Below are 21,769 nucleotides of genomic sequence, written 5' to 3'. Positions count from 1 at the left end.
TAAATAACTCAATAAAAAACCAGCCGATGCTCTATTACTTATTTACTTATCTGGATCGTAATTACAATATTCCTGGCGCGGGTGTATTCCAATATCTTACGTTTCGTATGGCCATGGCTGTTATTGTATCGTTGCTGGTTACTACCGTTTGGGGGCGCAGGCTAATTGATTATTTACGCTTTAAGCAAGTTGGTGAAACCGTACGCAACCTGGGCTTGGAAGGCCAGATGCAAAAGGCAGGTACCCCAACCATGGGCGGTATCATTATTTTGCTGGGTATACTCGTACCAACCTTATTATTTGCCCGGTTAGATAATGTGTATGTAATACTGATGCTGGTTACTACCGTTTGGTTAGGCGCCATAGGTTTTCTTGATGATTACATTAAAGTATTTAAAAAGAACAAAGAAGGCTTAGCCGGTAAATTTAAAATTGTTGGCCAGGTTGGTTTATCCATCATCATTGGCTGGACAATGTGGTCAAACACGGGTATCAAAATGCGTCAGGAGGTTAAGCTTCCAGTTAAGTATGACGCTCCGGTAAGTTATCACCTTAAAAACGGATTGCCTGTTTACACGCAGGATATAAAGTCTACAAAAACCACTATGCCGTTTTATAAAAATAATGAATTTGATTACGGCAAGGTATTAAAGTTTATGGGTGGCGATTATGAACGCTGGACACTGTTGGTGTTCATGTTCTTCGTTATCATGATTATCACATTTATATCAAACGGTGCAAATATAACCGATGGTATTGATGGCCTTGCCACGGGTACCTCCGCAATTATAGGTGTTACGCTGGCGGTATTGGCTTATGTATCGGGAAACGTTGTAATTGCCGATTACCTGAGCATAATGTATCTGCCTAACTCAGGCGAGCTGGTAATTTTTGCCGGAGCCTTTGTAGGTGCCTGTGTAGGCTTTTTATGGTACAACTCATTCCCTGCACAGGTTTTTATGGGTGATACGGGTAGTTTGGCTATAGGGGGTATTATAGCCGTGTTTGCCATATTGATACGTAAAGAATTAATGCTGCCTTTGTTATGCGGTGTTTTTGTCATTGAAAATGCATCGGTGCTAATGCAGGTGGGCTGGTTTAAGTTTACCAAGAAGCGCTTTGGCGAGGGCCGTCGTGTTTTTTTAATGGCGCCGCTGCATCACCATTATCAAAAGCGCGGATTTCATGAGGCCAAGATTGTAACCCGATTTTGGATCATCGGAATTATGCTGGCCATTATAACAGTGATAACGCTGAAGTTAAGATAGAATCAAGAGACAAGAACCAAGACAAAAGGTCGATAGCAAGAAGATTAAAAGACAAATGAACGAAACTAATAACATATCAAACCAAACTGCTCCCTCTTTGGAGATGGCTGGAGAAAGGCTTGTTATTCTCGGTGCCGGCGAAAGCGGTGTTGGGGCGGCCTACCTTGCCAAGCAGCAGGGGTATGATGTGTTTGTTTCAGATTTTGGTGTTATTGCAGATAAATATAAGGCTCAGCTTGAAGAGTGGAACATACGCTTTGAGGAGAAGCAACATACCGAAAGCGAAATCTTATTGGCGGTTGAAGTTATAAAAAGCCCTGGAATACCTGAAAAAGCTGCTATTGTAAAAGCATTGCGTGCAAAAGGAACTCCTGTAATATCAGAAATAGAATTTGCAGGCAGGTACACAAAGGCCTGCATCATTGGCATTACAGGTTCAAATGGTAAAACTACTACTAGTAGTCTTACCTACCATATACTTAAAAACGCTGGTTTAAATGTAGGGTTGGCAGGCAATATAGGTAAGAGCTTCGCGTACCAGGTAGCCACTGAAAGCTATGATCATTATGTATTAGAGTTAAGCAGCTTTATGCTTGATGACATGTATAAGTTTAAGGTAAACATTGCCGTGTTATTGAACATTACGCCCGATCATCTTGACCGCTATGATTATAAGCTACAGAACTATGCTGACAGTAAGTTTCGCATAACGCAAAATCAAACTGCGACCGATTATTTTATTTACTGTGCCGACGATGCTGAAACCCTTAAAGGGATGGAGCAACGCACTTTTGAAGCACAACTATTACCATTTAGTATACAAAAAACATTGCCGTTAGGTGCATACCTTAATGGCGAAGAACTAACCATAAATACACCAAATAATCATTTCGAAATGACTATCACCAAACTTGCTTTACAAGGTAAACACAACATCTACAATTCAATGGCGTCCGGAATTGTGTCGAAGGTATTAGAATTGCGGAACGGGGATATCCGTGAAAGCATGGGCAACTTCAGAAACGTACCTCACCGTTTAGAGCACGTGGCTGACATTGCCGGTATCAGGTTCATTAATGATTCAAAGGCTACCAATGTTAATTCAACATGGTATGCGCTTGAAGGTATGCCTAACGAAAAGGTAGTACTTATACTGGGTGGCGTTGACAAAGGAAATGATTATAACGAATTAACATCGCTTATAAAAAGTAAAGTAAAAGCTATTGTATGCATGGGTACTGAAAACGCTCGCATTCATGAAGCTTTCAGCGATGATGTAAAAACGATAGTTAATACAGCATCGGCTAAAGAGGCAGTTGCCGCAGCTTATAAACTGGCTACTAAAGGCGATACGGTTTTATTGTCACCGGCTTGCGCAAGCTTCGATCTGTTTAAAAACTACGAAGATCGCGGCGATCAGTTCAAGCAGGCAGTAATGGAACTGTAATCAGAGTTTGCTGAATTTGATTCAGGAAGTAGTTAGTGATATTGTAAAAATTAAAGGTAATGCATAGGATACTAAGTAAAACCAAAGGCGACAGGTGGATATGGCTCATCGTTATTATGCTTTGCGTAATATCAATGCTGGCTGTATACAGCTCAACCGGTACGCTTGCGTATAAGCGCGGCGTGGGTACCGAATCTATCTTGATTAAGCACTTTTTTATGATGGTGGGCGGTGTCGCGTTGATGTATATAGCACATAAGCTCGATTATCGGTATTACGCCGGCATATCAAAAATGCTTATGGTGGTAACTATTCCTTTGCTGTTTTACACTTTAGCTTTTGGTAGCCATGTAAACGATGCAAGCCGTTGGATAGCCATACCTGGTACTGGCTTAACTTTCCAAACTTCCGATTTGGCTAAACTTGCCCTAATTACTTACCTGGCACGTACATTATCGCGCAAGCAGGAGAATATAAAAGACGTTAAGCAATCGTTTATCCCAATAATGGGGTCGGTTTGTGTGGTGTTTATATTAATTGCGCTGGCTAACTTATCAACAGCTTTAATGCTTTTTGGTGTAAGCATATTGCTGCTCATAATTGGCCGTATAAGCGTGAAGCAAATTGCCGTGGTTTGTTTGGCTGGTGCAGTGTTGTTGGCCGGGGTTATATTTTTAGGTCCGCGCCGTGCAACTTACATGTCGCGTGTTAATACATTTTTACACCCCGAAAAGGTAGATAAAGATAAATCATTTCAAAGCGACCACGCAAAAATCGCCATCGCAACTGGTGGCGTAGCTGGCAAGGGGCCAGGTAACAGTACCGAGCGTAACTTTTTGCCTCACCCGTACTCCGATTTTATTTATGCAACCATAGTAGAAGAGTATGGCCTTATAGGCGGTTTATTCATTATTGTAATATACCTGTTTTTGCTATACCGGTGTATTAAAATCGTAACTAAAGCCCCTAAGGCCTTTGGTGCATTACTAGCCGCCGGGTTAAGCTTTAGCTTAACTATTCAGGCATTTGCAAACATGGCAGTTGCAGTAGGTTTAGGCCCGGTTACGGGTGTGCCATTGCCGTTGGTTAGTATGGGTGGTACATCTATTTTATTTACCAGCGTTGCGTTTGGTATTATACTATCAGTAAGTCGCCATATTGACGAAAATGAAGCGCTTAAGGGTGCTGGTGGTAAAGAAGGTGCAAAAAAAGTAGTGGTTGGAGAAATACTGGAAGTAGCTTAAGAGTGAATCAAGAGTAAAAAGTCAGGCATTAAGATAGAAGATACAAAAATGTTAAACGAGCAAGCAAACAGCACCGAGCAACAACTTCCCGTTACGGGACAGGGAGGGCGTCCGCTTCGCATCATCATTAGTGGTGGTGGTACGGGTGGCCACATATTCCCGGCGGTTGCTATTGCCAACGCGTTAAAGCAACTTGCTCCAGATACCGAGATATTGTTTGTAGGAGCCAATGGCCGCATGGAGATGGAAAAAGTTCCGGCGGCCGGCTATAAAATTATAGGGCTGGATATACAGGGCATACAGCGTAAAGCCATGTGGAAAAACGTGTTTTTCCCCATTAAGCTAATTAACAGTATAAGTAAGGCTGCCAAAATTATCAAAGATTTTAAGCCCGATGCTGCTGTTGGTGTGGGCGGTTATGCATCAGGTCCGTTGTTGTATGCTGCCTCATTAAAAGGTATACCTACGCTTATACAAGAGCAAAACTCATATGCAGGTATTACCAACAAATGGCTAAGTAAAAAAGCTCGCAAAATTTGTGTAGCCTTTGATGAAATGGACAGGTTTTTCCCAGCTTCAAAAATTGTGAAAACGGGCAACCCTGTACGCCGCGCATCAGTTGATATTAAAGGCAGGGAAGAAGAAGCCTTGCACAACTTTCAGCTTTCGCCTAATAAGAAAACTATTTTGGTTACTGGTGGAAGTTTAGGCGCACGCACTTTAAACAACAGTGTACTTGCAGGTTTAGATAAATTGATAGCGGCCGATGTGCAGCTTATATGGCAAACCGGTAAAGTTTACTACAAGGGCATAATGGAACGGTTAGGTGAAAACTATCATCCTAACATACGCATATTGGAGTTTTTAAACCGTATGGATTTAGCCTATGCTGCCGCCGATATAATTATATCACGTGCAGGGGCCGGTACCATTGCAGAGTTATGTATTGTTGGTAAACCTGTAATACTGGTGCCGTCGCCTAACGTGGCTGAAGATCATCAAACCAAGAACGCTTTGGCGCTTGTACAAAACAATGCAGCCATGTTTATAACAGATGCCGATGCACCTGTTAAATTGGTTCCGCAGGCACTAGAGTTATTGAAGAACAGAGAAGAACAAAATAAGCTAAGCAAAAATATCAGCCAACTGGCTCTGCCTAATGCCGATGAAGTGATTGCTCAGCATGTAGTTGAAATTATAAAAGAGAATAATAAAAATTAAATGATATGTCATATCGAACTATGGTGAGAGATCTTTTCAAAGTGATAAAATAAAGCGCTTTGAAAAGATTTTTCCTTGGTTGAAATGGCAAATGAGATTAGAAGGTACAAATAAAAATGATGGAGTTAAGTAACATAAAACAGGTTTACCTGATTGGAATAGGCGGCATAGGCATGAGTGGCCTTGCCCGTTATTTTAATCATTTGGGGTGCGCTGTTTGCGGTTACGACAAAACGCCAACGACGTTGACTGATGCTTTGCAAAACGAAGGTATGGCTATCATTTTTATGGATGATGTAAGTCTTATTCCTTCGGCCTTTAACAAGCCCGATGACAAAACGTTAATTATTTATACTCCGGCGATCCCCAAGGATTCTGCTGTGCTTAATCATTTCCGCTCGGCGGGTTTTGAGTTGTATAAGCGTTCGCAGGTGTTAGGCATTATAAGCCAAAGCATGTTTACGGTTGCTGTGGCAGGTACGCATGGCAAAACAACAACATCAAGCCTTATTACACATATACTTACTGAGGCTGGTAAAGATTGCAGTGCGTTTTTAGGTGGCATAGCGTCAAACTATAACAGTAATGTACTTTACGGCAAATCAAATATTGTGGTGGTTGAGGCCGATGAGTACGACAGGTCATTTTTAACCCTGCACCCTGATGTTGCCGTAATCACGTCCATGGATGCCGATCACTTGGATATCTATGGCAATCATGAGCATTTGACTGATTCGTTTAAAATGTTTGCATCGCAAATAAAAGCAGGCGGTAAGTTAATAGCTAAGCTAGGTTTGCCATTAACTCATACCCTTACCAGCTATACCATAGGTGCCGAAGCGGCAGATGCGGTTGGTACTAACATACATGTTAAAAACGGTAGCTTTTATTTCGACTTTGAGAGTGGTGATACTATCATCAAAGACATTGAAATGGGCATTCCGGGAATACACAATATTGAAAATGCAGTTGCCGCTATACAGGTTGCATTATTTATGGATGTAAGCCCTGCCAAAGCGAAGGCTGCACTTGCTTCTTTCAAAGGCGTAAAACGCAGGTTCGAATACATAGTTAAGGGTGCCGGCAGCGTGTACATTGATGATTATGCTCATCATCCTGAGGAGTTGAAGGCAGCTATTACATCAGTGAAAAAACTATACCCTGAGCGTAAGCTTACCGTAGTATTTCAGCCGCATTTGTTTACACGCACCCGTGATTTTGCCGATGGTTTTGCCGGGGCACTTGATATGGCCGATGAGTTGTTGATGCTTGAAATTTACCCTGCAAGGGAGTTGCCTATAGCAGGTGTTGATTCGTCGCTGATATTAAGTAAAATGCAGCTGAATAATAAACAGCTTTTAAGCAAACAAGAAGTTGTTGACTACGTACAAAGTCAACAGCCCGAATTGTTATTAACCGTTGGCGCCGGAGATATTGACCAATTAGTTGAACCCTTAAAGCAAGCTTTACAGTCATGAATATGGGGAGTAAACAGCTTTGGAAAAAAATAGGTATCGGGTTTGCCTGGGTTGCAAGTATTACCGGTTTAATTGTGCTTATGAGTTTCATTGGCGCAAAGCAAGCGGGTGTAGTTTGTGCAGGGGTTAAGGTTTACATTCCGGGTAATGAATATTTTATTGACCAGGCCGAGGTAGACAACATTTTAGGAGTAAGCAGTAATACGCTTGTAGGCCGTAAAATTGATCAGATCAATATACATGATCTTGAAAACAAATTGCAGCGAAATCCATTTATTGAATCAGCAGAAGTTTATGCCGATATGGACGGATTGATTAGAGTAGAGATCAGTCAACGTCACCCTATTTTACGCATTTTGAACCGTTTCGATCAGGATTTTTATATAGATCAGCACGGCGTTAAAGTACCGCTGTCTAACAATTTTACTGCCCAGGTTTTGGCTGCAAATGGCTTTATCGATGAGTTGTTTGCCAATAGGTTGGATACATTGCACACCAGGCTGGCTAAAGACCTGTTTGCTACCGCAAACTTTATAAGGAAAGATACGCTCTGGAATGCCCAGATAGCACAAATATATGTTGATCAAAATCATGAGATGCAACTTATACCACGTGTAGGCAATCACCGTATCTTACTTGGTAATGCCGATTCGCTTGACAGGAAGTTTCATAACCTTGAAATTTTTTACAAGCAGGCCATGCCGCAGGTTGGCTGGAATAAATACAAAGCTATTAGCGTGAAGTACACCAACCAGGTAGTTGGTGTAAAAAGTGAAACCAGCCTTGCTGATAGTTCAACCGTTAAAAAAATTGCGCCCTCAAAAGCCGATTCATCGATAAAGAAACAGGAAATTTTAAGAGATACAACATCCCAATTTTAATAAGTTATGGAAAAAAGCATACCACAAGAGAAGAGCTCGCCAATTGTTGTAGGGTTGGACATTGGTACAACTAAAATATGCGCAATAGTTGGACGCAGGAGCAAAAACGGAAAGATAGAGGTACTGGGTATTGGTAAGGCCGAATCGGCCGGGGTTACCCGTGGTATGGTATCAAATATTGACAAAACTGTGCAGGGTATAAATGTTGCCGTTGATGTTGCAGGTTCGCAATCAAACGTTGAAATACGTATTGTGAATGTTGGCATAGCAGGGCAGCACATCAAAAGCCTGCAGCACCGCGGCCTTATCACTCGCCGCGATTTAAACACCGAAATTGGCCGCAAGGATATTGACAAGCTGATTGAGGACATGTACAACCTGGTAATGCCTCCGGGTGAAGAAATTATTCATGTATTACCACAGGAGTTTACAGTAGATAACGAGCCTGGTATTAAAGACCCGATCGGGATGTCGGGGGTGAGGCTTGAGGCAAATTTCCATATCATATCAGGACAGGTAACTGCAATTAAAAACATTGTTAAGTGTGTTACCAAGGCCCAGCTTGAAAGCCAGGAATTGATACTGGAGCCACTTGCATCTTCAGAAGCTGTTTTGAGCGATGAAGAGAAGGAGGCTGGCGTAGTGCTGGTTGATATTGGCGGTGGTACAACAGACGTAGCTATATTTCATGAAGGTATTATTCGTCACACTGCGGTAATTCCTTTTGGTGGCAATAGTATTACCGAAGATATACGTGAAGGCTGTTCAGTAATGCGCAATATTGCCGAGCAATTGAAGGTAAGATTTGGCTCAGCGTTGGCCGACGAGAACAAGGAGAATGAAATTGTTTGCGTACCTGGCTTGCGTGGCCGCGAACCAAAAGAAATTTCAGTAAAAAACCTGGCCTACATTATTCAGGCACGTATCGAAGAAATCATAGAGCACGTTTATTACGAAATCAAATCATCGGGTTACGAAAAGAAACTGATAGCCGGTATAGTAATTACGGGTGGCGGTGCGCAGCTTAAGCACCTGTCACAACTTGTTGAGTATGTTACAGGTTTAGATTGCCGTACAGGTTACCCTAATGAGCATTTGGCTAAAAACGAGACGTTGCCTAAAGGAATATATGAAGAGCTGCAAAGCCCTACTTTTGCAACAGGTATTGGCTTGTTAATAAAAGGCATACAGCGCATGGAGTATGATACCCTTACCTCGGTACAACCCGAAGTAAAAGTGCAGAAAGCCAAATATACCGACGAGCGCCGTTTTGGCTTACTTGGCAAAATTTTAGAAACTGGTAAAAAGTTTATAAAAGACGATATCAAAGACGAAGACTTTTTAAAATAACAACTACCAGTGCCTGCGCCTTACAAAGTGTAAATTTTTTAGAAGAAACTTAAAATTGCACGTTTAAATAAGGTAAAGACGGGCACAGGTTTAAGTTATTAACAATTTAGAAATGTTGATAAATTTTAAGCAAAAAGCTTTATAATTACATAGCAGAAAACAGAATATCCATCAATTCACATACCCCTGAAAATAAGTATCATGCAGTTTGAGATGTTAAAAGAAAAATCGTCAATTATCAAGGTAGTTGGTGTTGGCGGTGGCGGCGGAAACGCTGTAAACCACATGTACAAGCAAGGAATTACCGGTGTTGACTTTATTATTTGTAATACCGATGCGCAGGCACTTGAGCTTAGCCCAATCCCTAACAAAGTACAATTAGGTGCCAGTTTAACGGAAGGAATGGGGGCAGGGTCAATACCCGAGGTTGGTAAAAACTCGGCTATTGAAAATATTGAGGATGTGAAGCAAATGCTGGGCAGCAACACCAAAATGTTGTTTATAACTGCAGGTATGGGCGGTGGTACCGGTACAGGCGCAAGCCCTATTATTGCAAAAGCTGCCCGCGAAATGGATATTTTAACAGTGGGTATTGTTACTACGCCATTTTCGTTTGAAGGCAAACGCCGTAAAATGCAGGCCGAAGAAGGTTTGGAAGAGCTAAAAAAGTATGTGGATTCTTTTTTAGTGATCTCTAACGATAAAATGCGCCAAATTTTTGGCAACCTTACTTTAGGTTCGGCATTTGCGCAGGCCGATGATATTTTGACTACTGCGGCTAAGGGTATTGCCGAAATTATAACTCATCCGGGTTACATAAACGTGGATTTTAAAGATGTGCGCACTGTAATGAAAGACAGTGGTGTAGCCATCATGGGTAGTTACTCTGCCGATGGAGATAACCGTGCATCACGTGCTGTTGAAGGTGCGCTTTCTTCACCGTTGTTAAAAGACAATCAAATTGAAGGTGCCCGTTATATTCTGTTAAACATCAGCTCGGGTAGTGAGCAGGAAGTTACCATGGATGAGGTAAGCATCATTACCGATTACATCCAGGAAGAAGCCGGTTTAGCCGCCGACCTGATTTGGGGTAACTGTATTGACGAAACTTTAGGTAACAAACTATCGGTAACCATTATTGCTACCGGTTTCCAAACTAAAGACGAACGCGAGAAAGAGGAAAGCAATAAAAAAGTGGTATCAATGCTGATGCCTGAAAATACACCGCTTGTAAAACCGGTTAACGAGTTTGTAAAAACAACTGTTAAAGAGGAGGAAGTTGTAATGGCAAAAACCACTGCAACAGCAGCACCTCAACAAAGCGATTTGTTTAACATGCAGGTTACTGCACGCCAGGAAGAGCAGGCACCAACCGTGGTTAGGCATAATCTGATGGAGCCTGATCCGGAGCCTACACCTGAGCCTCAGGCTGATGAGCTGGTTTACAAAGTGACTGAAACCGTAATGAACTTTGGCCCGGTAAACGAAGCACCTGTAGCGCCACAGCCACAATATGCACCACAGCCGCAACCCCAGCCTGAACCCGAGCCGGTAGTTAATGCTGATGAAGGTAAAACCAACGAGTCGATAGAAGAGCAGTTACGTAAATCGCGCGAGCGCATTATGCGTTTGAAAGATTTGAGCATGAAACTGCGTAATGGCAACATTCAGGAGCTTGAAAATGTACCTGCTTATAAACGTAAGGAGATATCATTACAACAGCCTGCTGCATCAAATGAAAGCTCTATTTCTAAGTTTTCATTGTCAGACAACGAGGGCAATCCTGAAATTCGCCGCAACAATTCGTTCCTGCACGATAATGTTGACTAATCAAATAAACTTCAACTTGTAAAGTATACGAATAGAAGAAGTGCCCGACTCATAGGAGTTGGGCACTTCTTTTTTATACAGCTTTTATAGTGGTTTTAAACGTTCCCGTAACTGTTTGATTGCCCTCCGTCAATTGCAATTACCTGTCCGTTTACGTAACTGCAGGCATCGCTTAGCAAAAAGCAAACTACTTTGGCAACCTCTTCGGGCTTACCCAGTCGTTTAGTTGGGTTGGCTTGTGCATACTCCTTTTCGGCTGCTGCCGGATCGCTGGGGTTTACTTGTTTAAAAGCACCTGCAACCATAGGAGTTAATATAGCTCCGGGGGCAATGGCGTTGGTGACAATTCCAAATTTTGCGTATTCTAATGCCGTATTTTTGGTTATACCAGCTACTGCATGTTTACTTGCCACATAAGGTGTTTGGTTCATTACTCCGCGTATACCACCAACAGATGCCACGTTCACTATACGTCCGTAGTTTTTGTTTTGCATATGCGGTAACACGTGCTTAATACCATAGTACACCCCGAGTAAATTAATGTCAATAACCTTTTTAAATACTTCGGCATCGTAATCAGCCAAAGGCGCCTGCTTTCCTTCAATCCCTGCGTTATTGTAGAAGCCGTCAATGGCACCAAATTTATTAATGGTTTGTTCCACGTAGTTTTGCACCTGCTCTTCGCTTGACGTGTCGGCAACAATAGTTAATATTTCCGCAGCGGGAGATTGCTCACTGATTTGTGCCTTAGCTTTCTTCAGCCCTTCTGCATTGTAATCTACAAGCGCAAGTTTAGCACCCACAGCTGCAGCTTCAACCGCTGTAGCAAAACCTAAACCCATTGCTGCACCGGTAATTAGTACTACTTTGTCTTTTAAATAATTCATAGCATCTGAAATTAAATAATATATGTTTAAACATATATTTGGGGTCAATTGTTTTGTTATTAATCCTTTAATTATGCGCAACAATAACCTGTCAACGTTATGTTATAAGCTATTATAAAAAGTTATAGGCGTTGATTGCCTGAATGTAATCCCTTATATTTGCGTTTAAATAAATAAATTAAAGACATTGGATTTATTTGACAAAATTTCAAAAAACCTTGGCGGACCTATTGGTCAGCACCAAAAGTGGTCACATGGTTATTTTTCTTTTCCTAAATTAGAAGGGGAGATCGCTCCTCATATGATGTTTAATGGCAAAGAGCACTTAGTTTGGAGTCTTAACAACTATTTAGGTTTAGCAAATCATCCGGAAGTGCGCCAGGCTGACGCTCAGGCAGCTGCGGATTATGGTATGGCTTATCCTATGGGTGCCCGTATGATGTCTGGCAACACCAAATATCACGAGTCGTTAGAGCAGGGTTTGGCCGAGTTTGTGGGCATGGAAGATGCCTTTTTATTAAACTATGGTTACCAGGGCATGGTATCAATTATTGATACGCTGGTTGATCGTAATGACGTAATTGTATACGATGCCGAATCACATGCCTGTATTATAGATGGTGTACGCCTTCACATGGGTAAGCGCTTTGTTTACCAGCATAATGATATTGCCAGCTTTGAAAAGCAAATGGAGCGGGCTACCAAACTTACTGAGCAATCAGGCGGTGGTATTTTGGTAATCACCGAAGGTGTGTTCGGAATGTCGGGTGCTCAAGGTAAAATTAAAGAAATTGTTGACCTTAAAAGCAAGTATAATTTCCGTTTACTTATTGACGATGCTCACGGCTTCGGTACAATGGGCAAAACGGGGGCTGGTACTCACGAGGCTCAAGACTGTATTGAAGGTGTTGATGTGTTTTTTGGTACGTTTGCAAAGTCAATGGCAGGTATAGGTGCATTTGTAGCGGCTAAAAAGGATATTATAGCTTACTTACGTTATAACATGCGTTCGCAAACTTTTGCTAAGGCACTACCAATGCCAATGGTAATGGGCTTGCATAAGCGTTTTGAACTTTTAAAATCACAACCCGAGCTGCGCGAAAAGCTTTGGCTGATTGCTACCACACTGCAAAACGGTTTAAAGGAGCGTGGTTTTGATATAGGCAACACCAACACAATGGTTACGCCTGTGTTTTTAAAAGGCGATTTATTTGAGGCAACAAGTCTTACCCGCGATTTACGCGAAAACTACGGTATCTTTTGTTCAATAGTGGTTTATCCTGTTATTCCAAAAGGACTGATTGTATTGCGACTTATACCTACAGCAACACATTCGTTAGAGGATGTACAGCGTACGCTTGATGCTTACAGCGAAGTTGCCCAAAAATTAAAAGACGGTTTTTACAAGGAAAAGAACTTAGAACTTGCCTAACTAAAAACTTAGCTATACAAAGCCTCCGCTACCACGGAGGCTTTTTTGCGTTTTTCAAGTGCGTTTATACAGCAAATACTATTCAAATTATAGCTTGGATGAGTAAATAATAGCTGTTTGAGCATTTTAACGGCCTAAAAGTTTTCAACATAAATACTGCCTTTTTGAAAAAAATTAATTTATAAGCGATAATTAATAGTATAATTCAATTAAATAAACGGTTTGATTGAAAAAGTGCCTAAACAGCATCAGAAGGGCGTTTTTAGGATATCAAACGTTTTTATATTCAAAAAAAAGATTTTAGATTAGCCTTAGTTAAAACAATAAACCTCAATCTTTAAAAGGAGTAAATTAAAATGGACAAATTTAACCAGGTAAAAGAGCTTATTGCTTCATTAGAAGGCGATGCTGACAAATTCTATAACAAAGGTAACAGCGCTGCTGGAACCCGTATACGTAAAGGAATGCAGGATTTAAAAAACCTTGCTCAAGCAATACGCCTGGAAGTACAAGACACTAAAAACAAAGCCTAAGTTTATATCAGGGCTTAATTAAAAGCTATAAAAAAAGCTGGTTGAAAAAACCAGCTTTTTTTATGTCGTAAATTTACGTTGTATGTATTTAGCAGAGCTTGGTGAAATGCTCAGCTATTACGCAGTTATTTTCTTTAGCTCTGATGCAATTTTATCAGCAGCAGCACTGCTTACCTGTACTAAAGGTAAACGCAGGGTATCGCCGCAAATGCCTAGTTGTTTAAGGGCTGTTTTAATGCCGCCCGGGCTTCCTTCGGCAAACATAAGGCGGGTAAATTCAATTAATTCGTAATGGCCTTTAAGTGCATCTTTAAAGTTGCCGGTTAAGCAGGTACGTATCATGTCTGAAAACTGGCGTGGTACCGCATTGCCAATAACCGAAATTACACCAACAGCACCCATAGCAATCATAGGAAGAGTTACCGGGTCATCGCCTGATATAAACATGAAATCTTCAGGCTTATCGCGCATAATCTGGTTAAACTGTTCAAAGTTACCTGATGCTTCTTTAGTGCCTATAATATTCTTAAAGTCGTTGGCTAAACGTATGGTAGTTTCGGCAGTTACATTACTGCCGGTACGGCTAGGCACATTGTAAAGCAACACCGGTAGCGGAGATGCCTCGGCAATAGCCTTGTAATGCTGATAAATGCCTTCCTGTATTGGCTTATTATAATAAGGGCTGGCCGATAGTATAGCATCATAGCCTGCTGCTTCAAAACCTTTAACAGCTTCAACAACCTCGTAAGTATTGTTACCGGCTATGCCAGCAACAAGGTTAACACGTTTATTTACTTTTTCGGCGGTAAAAGCCCATACCTTCTTCTTCTCCTCCTTGCTTAATGTGGCGCTTTCGCCGGTTGTACCTAATGATACCAGATATTTAACACCTCCGCCAATGAGGTGATTAATCAGGTTTTCGAGGCCGGCGTAATCTACCTGGCCATCGGTAGTAAAAGGAGTTACCATTGCCACTCCCGTTCCGTGAAACATTTCCATCTTATCTAATTAACAGGATTGCTAAGATATGATTTCCGCTGTTTAAATGCCATTTTTATTTAACCAACGTTAAGTTTGTATCAAATTTTTTAAAATTCAAGATTAATACGAAATGCTGTTTTTGAGTTAGGACCACTGTTGAATGACCATCCGTAAAGTGCCTTTACGCCAAGGTAGCTTATGCCCATGCCAAGCTCTGCATAGTTTTTAAATTGTGGTGTGGTAAGATAGCTTGACTTTACTATTTCCTGTAATTTAAGCCGGCGTATCAACGGAATTTTACTTAATACCAAACCGCCAAAGTTATGCTCATAATGTCCTTCCAAATAACTGCTGGCGGTACTATTGGTATAGTAATTTAGCATCAAGAAGGAATTTGGCGCATCATGATGAATCAGTATTTCGTTACCCGAAAAGTGTTTGTAATCGGTAAAGTAAAGTTGCTTGTTGTTAAAAAACTTACCTGCGCCAATGTAAAAATCAAACTTGCCGTACATACCCAGGCTTACATCACTCTTACTTAAACTGGCGGTGAGTAAATCATAGTCTACATCAGAGCCCAGTAGTTTGTTTATCCCTTTAGTATAGCCAATATCAAGCTTAGGATACTTTGATGCAAGATAGAACCTGCCTGTTGGATAAGTTACATAGCGGTTGCTGAAATCATAACTGGCGCGAATGCTCACTTTCAAAGCCTGGTTGTTAGGGAATAGTGGTGTATTTGAAAAGGGAGCCAGCGGGTTGTTTGATGAGTATTCGCGGTTGCGGAAAAAGAAACTGTAATCTGATGTATTGTCAAGCCAGCGCCTGTCGGCAAATTCGGCAACTACGCTTCCCTGTAAGCCTCCTGCAATACGCCTTGATAAGCCAACAGAAATGAAATGCTTGTCATAAAGCTTTTGATAGTTAAGCCGGTAAAATAAGCTTGATATGGTATTCGACAGCGGCCGTACGGGGTAGTTGTTATTCAAATCTACTACATCTGAGCCACCGGCAAAGCTTAGCGTGTAATCATTAATTGGAATTACGCCGTTTATGCTCCCATGTAGCAGTTTATTACTAAAGCCATACCTCACCCGGCCCGAGAGCCTGAGATATTTATTGCGGGCACTATCAATTTGCTTGCTGAACGATGCGCCATAGTTAATAGCTACGCCCTCCACCGTGTTGTATAGCAATGAACCTAATACAGATTCGGTATTAAAATATGTTTTTTTATAACGGTTACGTATGCTGATACCTGACAGTAAAAATCGTGTAGCTGATACTTTGTTATGAACCCTGTCGAGCGAATCAAGGTAAGGCTTTGATTCGCGCTTTTTTGCAAGCACCGCCTTTTTTTCATAATCGGTCATTTCCTCTGCAGTAAGTGGTATTGGGCGTGCCTGCTGCCAGTAAGTTGAGTCTTTTTTATTTACGCCTTGGGTAACCCGCATAACCTCGGCAAACGTTTTGCGTGTAAGTGCAGGGTTAATGTCGTAATTTTTAAATACCGCTACAAAGTAACCGCCAATTTTAAAGCTGAATAAGCCGGCCGTAAACTCAAATTTAACCGATGATGGCATCCATGTGTTAGTGCCAACTGGAACAAATTGCTGTTTAACGGTGAGGGTGTCAACAAAGTTAATTCCCGCCGATTTGGTCAGCATTAAATCGGCGCTGTGCAGGCGCCAGCTATCTTCAATAACGTAAATAAATCCCTCAAAGGTCGGTTCAAACTTACGCTTGGGCGTTACTTTAATACGGTTAATGGTTTCACCGTTTTCTACCGTTTCGCCCATGTATTTATAGTTATAAAACGATAAAGCATTTTCGGCAATAGGTGAAACTAATGGCCGGTTGCTTAATCCGTCCCATTCCTGCATGTTTTCATAAAAGTTTACGTTAAGCTCAGAAGCCCTGTTAAAACTAAAGGCTCTGTTACTACCCGATACTTTTGATGATACCATTTCCTCATGGTAATTATTGGGTTGCATGAAAGCAAGTTTGGATTCAGATTCAGAAAGATAAACAATCCCTCTGCGGTTAGAGTCGAGGCCAATTTCACGTGCCATTTGATCAAGATCACGGCCCATGAACTTTTTTGGCATGTTCAATATTCGCTGTAAACCTTTAATGTAAGTATCACAGGTGTAAGACTTAATTTCGGTTAAATATACTTTACGCTTACGTATGGATTTGCGTATTATAGCATACGCCGGGTCTTCTCCACCAGCCCTTACCACTACGTTTTGTAATTGGAACGCCTCGGGCAAAAGCTCAATGTTTAATGTTTGATTGCCTTGTAAAGTGATTTTCCTGCTTTCCTGCTTGTAGCCTATGGCTTTAAACTGAATTTCGTAGGTGCCGGTTGGAAGCGTAAGCGTATACTGCCCCTCGGCGTTAGCGGGCGAGCCTTTGGTGGTGTTTTTTACCAGCACGGTAGCAAAAGGCACAGGTTGGCCTGTGTTATCTTTTACCGTGCCATTAATAGTAAAGTTTTGAGCCAGCACTGTAACCGATATAAACAACAGGCTGATGAGCGATAAAACAATCTTCATGCGTAGGATAGGGGTTGTGCATAAAGATGCACATAATTGCCTTAACGCCTTGTTAAATTGTGTTAAATAAGGATATTCAGGTTAGCTTACCTTATCTTGTGTAAGATCATAACGTGGCTTAATAATCTGCCAACACCACAATCTTATCTGCCAAAGGCGCAATTTTTTGTCTGCCTTCCAATGCACTCAATCCTACAATAAAGCTAAAGCCGGCAATTACACCACCCATTTGAGTAACCAGGTTTGCAGCTGCAGTTACGGTGCCCCCGGTAGCCAGCAAATCATCATGTATTAAAATACGCTGACCAGGTTTAAATGCATCGGTATGAACCTCAATAACTGCCGAGCCATATTCCAAATCGTACTCCATTTTTTTAACGGTGTATGGCAGTTTCCCTGCTTTACGTATAGGCACAAAGGGTACACCTAATTTACCGGCCAACTGTAAACCAAACAAAAACCCGCGGCTTTCAATACCGGCTACGGCATCAACAGTAGCGTTTTGAAAATGCGCTGCAAATGCGTTAACTATGTTTTCGCACAAAACAGGCTCTTTAAGTATAGGGGTAATGTCTTTAAATACTATTCCGGGCTTTGGAAAATCAGGTATATCGCGAATTACGGATTTGATTTGCTGGTCAATCATAATTTGCCAAAGCTAGCTTTTTTTGGCGATGCATCATAGATGGTAGTTTAACAGTACATTTTGAGCTAAGGGTTTATAACTAATGTAATTCCGCAATGGAACATCCGATATCTAAAATCAAAAAAATTCTATCTTTGACGCGCTATGAGTAAAAGTACCGACGAATTATTTAAAAATGTAATTGCCCATGCTAAAGAGTATGGTTTTGTATTTCAGTCAAGTGAAATTTACGACGGCCTGAGCGCTGTGTATGATTACGGCCAAAATGGTGCTGAACTGAAAAATAACATCAAAACCTACTGGTGGAAAAGCATGGTTCAGTTGAACGATAATATTGTGGGTATTGACTCAGCCATATTTATGCACCCTAAAATATGGAAAGCAAGCGGTCACGTTGATGGTTTTAGCGACCCGATGATTGATAACAAAGATTCGAAAAAACGCTACCGTGCCGACCAGCTTTTAGAAGACCGTATAGCAAAATACGATGCTGATGGCAAAACCGATAAAGCTGAGCAACTGCAGCTGGAATTAGACAATGCCATGAAGGCAGATGACCTTAACCGCCTGCGCGAATTGGTTGTTGAGCACGAGATTGCCTGCCCGGTAAGCGGTACCCGCAACTGGACCGAGGTACGCCAGTTCAACCTGATGTTTAGTACCCAGATGGGAGCGGTGGCTGATGATGCCGATACTATTTACTTACGCCCTGAAACTGCACAAGGTATATTTGTAAACTACCTTAACGTGCAAAAAACCGGTCGTATGAAAATACCTTTTGGTATCGCACAAATTGGTAAGGCTTTCCGTAATGAAGTTATTGCGCGCCAGTTTATTATTCGTATGCGTGAGTTTGAACAAATGGAGATGCAATTCTTTGTTCGTCCGGGTACCCAAAAGGAATGGTTTGATAAGTGGAAGGAAACCCGTTTGCAATGGCATTTGGCCTTGGGAACCGCTCCTGAAAAATACCGTTACCATGAGCACACCAAACTGGCACACTATGCCGATGCTGCTTATGACATCGAATTTAACTTCCCGTTTGGCTTCAAAGAGGTAGAAGGTATTCATAGCCGTACTGATTTTGATTTAAGCCAGCACCAGCAATTCTCGGGCAAAAAAATGCAGTACTTTGACCCTGAGGTTGATCCCGACACTAATAAGCCATATGGTAACTATGTGCCATATGTTATTGAGACTTCAATAGGGTTAGATCGTATGTTTTTACTTACCATGATTAATGCATACGAGGAAGAAGACCTGAGCACCGAAGAAAAGCAGGACAGCCGTACCGTACTACGCCTGCACCCTTGCCTGGCACCGGTAAAAGCTGCTATCTTCCCGCTTACTAAAAAAGATGGTTTGCCTGAGAAAGCGCGCGAGATTATGGACACGCTTAAGCTAGACTTTAATATTCAGTACGAAGAAAAAGATGCCATTGGTAAACGTTACCGCCGTCAGGATGCTATCGGTACACCGTTTTGTATTACGGTAGATCATCAAACACTTGAAGATAACACCGTAACCATACGCCATCGCGATAGTATGCAACAAGAACGTGTACCTGCCGACCAGTTGCAAAAAATAATTGGCGATTTGGTAAGCTGGAGAAACGTATTGAAATAGACTTATCGTTGTAGACATAAAAAGCGGCCTGGATTTATTATTCAGGCCGCTTTTTGTTTATGTTAAAATTGAATTAATGAAAATCAGTTACTTGAATTTAAGTATAACCGTTTTACCCGATATGCCTTCTAGCAAAGGTTTGAATATAACCTGTGCATTCTGCCGGGCTTTACCGGTAATATCCTGTTGTTTGGCATTATCCAGCAAGCGCTTTTCGGCAAGTTTGTAAATATCCTCAACCATAGCTTTGGTGGTGCTTGGCAGTATTACGCCGCTTACGTCATATACTTTGGAGCGTTGATGGTCGAGCTTTGCGTAACAAATTTCGGGCTGGGGCAGCGTTACAGTAACTACGCTGTCGCCGTTACTGCGGGTGATGTTTTGCTTGGTTACTCTTGTAAGGTCAATGCAGGCGGTTACTTCGCCCACGGCTACAAATAATACGCGTTCATCCGGCAAAATGGTGTGTATCTGTTTTTTTTCCAGCACATCTTTCATGCTGTATTTCACCAACTCGAGTTTTCCCATGGCAGTTATTTTCTCTACCATAACATCTTCCTTAACCTCGGTACGTACAGTGCCAAACTGGTGTTTTATGTAAAAAAACAGGAATATCAGGAACCCGGTAATAACGATGACAAATAGAAAAGTAAGCGATAAACGTCTACGCATAGTTTTAATATGTATTTGGTTTTAAACAACAAAGAGCAGACGTTATTGTCTGCTCTTTGTATATTTTACCTGCGCATGTCATTACCGTAAACTATCGGCAATGGTAGCAAGCATGGTAGCATTATTGTTGCTTATACGCCGTAAATTACGTTAAGGGTAAATGGTACGCTTAAAGCTTTTGATATAATACAATTCTTTTTAGCGTCTTCGGCTACAGCCTTAAACTGATCTTCAGATACGCCGTCAATAGCTGTGGCTTTAATTTCAAGGTGAATACCAGTTACGGCAAGGTTAGCCATATCAAGGTCTAATACAGCAGCGGTGTCTAAATCACCAGGCTGAAAACCTTGCTGGGTTAAAGCTGCTCCAACAGCCATAGTAAAGCAACCTGCATGTGCAGCTGCTAATAGCTCCTCTGGATTAGTACCCACGCCCGACTCAAAACGGGTTTTAAACGAGTATTGAGTTTGATTTAAAGTAGTGCTTTGTGTAGTTAAGTGGCCTGAGCCGTCTTTCAATGTTCCGTTCCAGTGAGCAGTTGCTGTACGTTTCATGTTCTTTTTTGGGTTGATTATTAAAAGGTTAATTAGTTTTGCATTCAATTAACGCCATTGTGCGCGTTCGTATTGTGCAGGCCATGCAATTTCATGTTGCAACTCATGTGCAGCGCGTAAAGCAAAATGCGGATCACGCAACAGTTCACGGGCCATCAATACCATGTCGGCCTTGTTGTTTTCTATAATTACATTGGCTTGGAGCGCATTGGTAATTAAACCTACGGCGCCGGTTAATATTCCGGTTTGTGCTTTAATCTTCTCGGCAAATTCAACCTGGTAGCCCGGTTTATTAGGTATGTTTGCTTTCGGCACGTTGCCGCCCGATGAGCAATCAACCAAATCTACACCTTTTTCTTTTAAAACGGCAGCCAGTTTAACCGAATCTTCAATGGTCCAGCCACCCTCGGTCCAATCGGTTGATGATATACGGACAAATAGCGGATAATCCTGAGGCCACACCTCACGTACCACTTCAGTAACCTCAACCAGCAAACGTATACGGTTTTCAAAGCTACCGCCATACTCATCGGTACGTTGATTACTCAACGGCGAGTAAAACTGGTGAAGCAGGTAACCATGTGCGCCATGTACTTCTGCTACTTTAAAGCCTGCGCTAAGCGCACGCTCGGCAGCACTTTTAAAGTCGGCTTTAACCTTTTCAATTCCGGCCTTATCTAACGCTACTGGTGCTTCCTCACCTTCAGTGAAAGGCAGGGCATTTGGTGCTACAGTTAACCAGCCGTTTTCATGATTTGATGTAAACTGCTTACCGCCAATCCAGGGCTTATCATGGCTGGCTTTACGGCCCGCATGTGCAAGTTGTATACCGGCTACCGATCCCTGCGCCTCTATAAAACTTGTTATTTGTTTTAATTTTTCAATTTGCTCATCGTTCCATATGCCCAAATCAGCATAGGTTATGCGGCCCTCAGGTGATACCGCGGCTGCTTCGGTAATTATAAGACTTGCTCCACCTGTAGCAAATGCACCTAAATGTACCAGATGCCAATCATTAGCAAAGCCATCAGTACTGCTGTACTGGCACATGGGCGATACAACAATACGGTTTTTAAAAGTTGTGCCTTTTATAGTTAAGGGTGAAAGTAAATTAGCCATATCATCAAACTTACGGTACAAACATTAACACTGTGTAAACGG

Annotated in this window: 18 protein-coding genes; 11 read left to right on the top strand and 7 right to left on the bottom strand. The window is 41.8% G+C overall.

Going from position 1 to position 21,769, the window contains the following annotated elements; translation table 11 throughout:
• Nucleotides 1-26: 26 nt before the first annotated feature.
• From mraY to ftsZ, 8 genes are all read left to right on the top strand, one after another.
• Entirely contained in the window at nt 27-1,268 is a 1,242-nt protein-coding gene (mraY, locus tag GO816_RS03185; protein WP_157539893.1) for a phospho-N-acetylmuramoyl-pentapeptide-transferase, read from the top strand.
• A gap of 55 nt (nt 1,269-1,323) precedes the next feature.
• Nucleotides 1,324-2,715 carry a UDP-N-acetylmuramoyl-L-alanine--D-glutamate ligase gene (murD, locus tag GO816_RS03180; RefSeq protein ID WP_232336475.1) on the top strand — a complete coding sequence of 464 codons (1,392 nt, stop codon included), beginning with the start codon at nt 1,324-1,326 and terminating at the stop codon, nt 2,713-2,715.
• Nucleotides 2,716-2,774: 59 nt separating this feature from the next.
• Nucleotides 2,775-3,959, top strand: a complete 1,185-nt coding sequence (locus GO816_RS03175; protein WP_157539892.1) for an FtsW/RodA/SpoVE family cell cycle protein — start codon at nt 2,775-2,777, stop codon at nt 3,957-3,959.
• A gap of 48 nt (nt 3,960-4,007) precedes the next feature.
• On the top strand, nt 4,008-5,180 hold the full coding sequence (murG, locus tag GO816_RS03170) for an undecaprenyldiphospho-muramoylpentapeptide beta-N-acetylglucosaminyltransferase (RefSeq protein WP_157539891.1): 1,173 nt from the start codon (nt 4,008-4,010) through the stop codon (nt 5,178-5,180).
• Nucleotides 5,181-5,299: 119 nt separating this feature from the next.
• Nucleotides 5,300-6,658, top strand: coding sequence for a UDP-N-acetylmuramate--L-alanine ligase (gene murC, locus GO816_RS03165; RefSeq protein WP_157540155.1), 1,359 nt, complete (start codon nt 5,300-5,302; stop codon nt 6,656-6,658).
• Nucleotides 6,655-7,539: a cell division protein FtsQ/DivIB gene (locus GO816_RS03160; protein WP_232336474.1), complete on the top strand. Its 885-nt coding sequence runs from the start codon at nt 6,655-6,657 to the stop codon at nt 7,537-7,539. Before murC ends, GO816_RS03160 begins: the two co-directional genes overlap by 4 nt.
• 6 nt (nt 7,540-7,545) lie before the next feature.
• Nucleotides 7,546-8,889, top strand: coding sequence for a cell division protein FtsA (gene ftsA, locus GO816_RS03155; RefSeq protein ID WP_157539889.1), 1,344 nt, complete (start codon nt 7,546-7,548; stop codon nt 8,887-8,889).
• Between the two features lie 201 nt (nt 8,890-9,090).
• Entirely contained in the window at nt 9,091-10,719 is a 1,629-nt protein-coding gene (gene ftsZ, locus GO816_RS03150; RefSeq protein WP_157539888.1) for a cell division protein FtsZ, read from the top strand.
• 95 nt (nt 10,720-10,814) lie between these two features.
• Here the strand turns inward: ftsZ and GO816_RS03145 are convergent, their stop codons facing one another.
• Nucleotides 10,815-11,606 carry a glucose 1-dehydrogenase gene (locus tag GO816_RS03145; RefSeq protein ID WP_157539887.1) on the bottom strand — a complete coding sequence of 264 codons (792 nt, stop codon included), beginning with the start codon at nt 11,604-11,606 and terminating at the stop codon, nt 10,815-10,817.
• 187 nt (nt 11,607-11,793) lie between these two features.
• Here GO816_RS03145 and GO816_RS03140 point away from each other — a divergent pair, with 187 nt between their 5' ends.
• Together GO816_RS03140 and GO816_RS03135 are read left to right on the top strand one after the other, a co-directional pair.
• Nucleotides 11,794-13,038, top strand: coding sequence for an aminotransferase class I/II-fold pyridoxal phosphate-dependent enzyme (locus GO816_RS03140; RefSeq protein WP_157539886.1), 1,245 nt, complete (start codon nt 11,794-11,796; stop codon nt 13,036-13,038).
• A gap of 356 nt (nt 13,039-13,394) precedes the next feature.
• On the top strand, nt 13,395-13,571 hold the full coding sequence (locus GO816_RS03135; RefSeq protein WP_157539885.1) for a histone H1: 177 nt from the start codon (nt 13,395-13,397) through the stop codon (nt 13,569-13,571).
• A 117-nt stretch (nt 13,572-13,688) separates the two neighbouring features.
• Here the strand turns inward: GO816_RS03135 and dapA are convergent, their stop codons facing one another.
• From dapA to GO816_RS03120, 3 genes are all read right to left on the bottom strand, one after another.
• Complete coding sequence (gene dapA / locus GO816_RS03130) at nt 13,689-14,570, bottom strand: 4-hydroxy-tetrahydrodipicolinate synthase (protein ID WP_157539884.1); 882 nt, start codon at nt 14,568-14,570, stop codon at nt 13,689-13,691.
• An 89-nt stretch (nt 14,571-14,659) separates the two neighbouring features.
• Nucleotides 14,660-17,110, bottom strand: coding sequence for a DUF5686 and carboxypeptidase regulatory-like domain-containing protein (locus GO816_RS03125; protein ID WP_157539883.1), 2,451 nt, complete (start codon nt 17,108-17,110; stop codon nt 14,660-14,662).
• Nucleotides 17,111-17,228: 118 nt separating this feature from the next.
• Entirely contained in the window at nt 17,229-17,756 is a 528-nt protein-coding gene (locus tag GO816_RS03120) for an adenine phosphoribosyltransferase (protein ID WP_157539882.1), read from the bottom strand.
• Between the two features lie 144 nt (nt 17,757-17,900).
• On the opposite strand from GO816_RS03120, the gene GO816_RS03115 reads away from it, so the two are divergent.
• The gene (locus tag GO816_RS03115) at nt 17,901-19,382 is read left to right on the top strand and encodes a glycine--tRNA ligase (protein ID WP_157539881.1); all 1,482 of its coding nucleotides are present in this window, start codon (nt 17,901-17,903) and stop codon (nt 19,380-19,382) included.
• A gap of 87 nt (nt 19,383-19,469) precedes the next feature.
• On the opposite strand, the gene GO816_RS03110 is transcribed toward GO816_RS03115, so the two are convergent.
• The 3 genes from GO816_RS03110 to GO816_RS03100 form a co-directional block, all read right to left on the bottom strand.
• Entirely contained in the window at nt 19,470-20,054 is a 585-nt protein-coding gene (locus GO816_RS03110) for a DUF4230 domain-containing protein (RefSeq protein WP_157539880.1), read from the bottom strand.
• Nucleotides 20,055-20,185: 131 nt separating this feature from the next.
• Nucleotides 20,186-20,608: an OsmC family peroxiredoxin gene (locus tag GO816_RS03105; RefSeq protein WP_157539879.1), complete on the bottom strand. Its 423-nt coding sequence runs from the start codon at nt 20,606-20,608 to the stop codon at nt 20,186-20,188.
• Between the two features lie 48 nt (nt 20,609-20,656).
• Nucleotides 20,657-21,727, bottom strand: a complete 1,071-nt coding sequence (locus tag GO816_RS03100; protein ID WP_157539878.1) for an NADH:flavin oxidoreductase/NADH oxidase — start codon at nt 21,725-21,727, stop codon at nt 20,657-20,659.
• Nucleotides 21,728-21,769: the final 42 nt, after the last annotated feature.

Source organism: Mucilaginibacter aquatilis (assembly GCF_009755275.1).
Classification (GTDB): Bacteria; Bacteroidota; Bacteroidia; order Sphingobacteriales; family Sphingobacteriaceae; genus Mucilaginibacter; species Mucilaginibacter aquatilis.
Note: the sequence above shows the minus strand (reverse complement) of the source record. Positions and strands in the feature narration are given on the sequence as shown.